The 1354-nt window shown below is 38.8% G+C and carries 2 protein-coding genes; both read left to right on the forward strand.

Translation table 11 applies throughout. The annotated features are described in order from the left end of the window. Nucleotides 1-176 precede the first annotated feature (176 nt). Complete coding sequence (locus DD606_RS26750; protein ID WP_368853796.1) at nucleotides 177-494, forward strand: transposase family protein; 318 nt, start codon at nucleotides 177-179, stop codon at nucleotides 492-494. Between the two features lie 51 nt (nucleotides 495-545). Beyond that, complete coding sequence (locus DD606_RS25210) at nucleotides 546-1148, forward strand: hypothetical protein (RefSeq protein ID WP_129259462.1); 603 nt, start codon at nucleotides 546-548, stop codon at nucleotides 1146-1148. Nucleotides 1149-1354 lie beyond the last annotated feature (206 nt).

Here is a 1354-nt window from a genome sequence, read left to right on the forward strand (position 1 = left end):
CATGGTATACGGGCTTGGGTTTTTCCCTTGAACTCCCCAACGGTTTTTTCATCCAAAGCTAGAGACCTTTGTTTGAGTGGGGGTGTTGGAGCTATATATGGCTCACTCTACTCAACTTGGTCTCACCTATATATTTGTATCTTGTCCTCAATATGAATCAGTCTCTGGGAGCGTATATGGTGTGTCTCTTGTCTCGTCTCTCTCTCTTTCTCTCTACATCTCAACATCTACCTTCTTCGAGATCAGAATATCGCTACTTCATTATTTTCATTGATGACTTCTCAAGGTATACGACTGTATTTCTACTTAGACAAAAATCTGAAGCCTTATCTGTTTTCAAACAATTCCACAAGGCTGCGGAACTTCAAATTGGTCGTCGCCTTAAGAAGCTTCGTAGTGACAATGGAGGCGAATATGTTTCTCGAGAGTTTGTGAGTTACTGTGCTCACAATGGAATTCATTATGAACATACTATTCCATATTCGCCTCAATAGAACGGCGTTGTTGAAAGAAAGAATCTCACTATTCTCAATGCTGTAAGATGTATGCTGATTCATTCTGGCTTATCTTGTGTTTTCTGGGCTGAAGCTACTTTGACAGCAGTATTTATTCAGAATCATCTTCCTACTACTGCACCCTCTGGTAAGATACCCATCACAGCATGGACAGGTGACATTCCTTCTATATCTCATTTTCGAACCTTTGGATGTATTGCTTATATTCATGTTCCCAAAGAAACACGAACAAAGCTTGATGCTCCTGGTCTTAAAGTTATTTTTATTGGATATTCTGACACTTCCAAAGGCTACAAATTCTATGACCCTTCCTCCAAGAAAGTAATTGTGAATCATGATGCTACTTTTAACGAACAGCTTATGGGAGGCTCATGGTCCATGGATGATTCTGATGATACTAAATCATTGCTTCAGGCTTTTCCATTTCTTTCAGAAGATGAAACTCTTCCTATAGAGCAACTTTCCTCTTCACAACCATCCATCCCGAATGTTGCCAATGATGATATTGATATTTTTGTTGATCTGCCTATTGATTTAGAACATGGCTCATGTCATGTTTATGATGACGATATTGCTGATAATGCTTTTTCTACTTCCAAAGATCCCATTACTTATGATGAAGCTATCTCTTAACCACAAAAGGATCAATGGCAAGAGGCTATGGAAGCAGAGTACGATTATCTTATCTCTAAAGGTACATGGATACTAACTAAACTACCTCCTGGTCGTACAACTACTAAGTGTAAGTGGGTGTATAAGACAAAAGTAAAAGAAGATGGATCTTTTGACAAGTTCAAGGTGCGTTTAGTTGCAAAAAGTTACTCCCAAGTAGCTGATGT

Source organism: Enterobacter cloacae complex sp. GF14B, from assembly GCF_004136805.1.
GTDB classification, from domain to species: domain Bacteria; phylum Pseudomonadota; class Gammaproteobacteria; order Enterobacterales; family Enterobacteriaceae; genus Enterobacter; species Enterobacter hormaechei_C.

Excerpts from the sequence above, each read along its gene's own strand:
- DD606_RS26750 (WP_368853796.1), top strand. The coding sequence starts at position 177 with ATGGTGTGTCTCTTGTCTCGTCTCTCTCTCTTTCTCTCTACATCTCAA.
- DD606_RS25210 (WP_129259462.1), top strand. The coding sequence starts at position 546 with ATGCTGATTCATTCTGGCTTATCTTGTGTTTTCTGGGCTGAAGCTACT.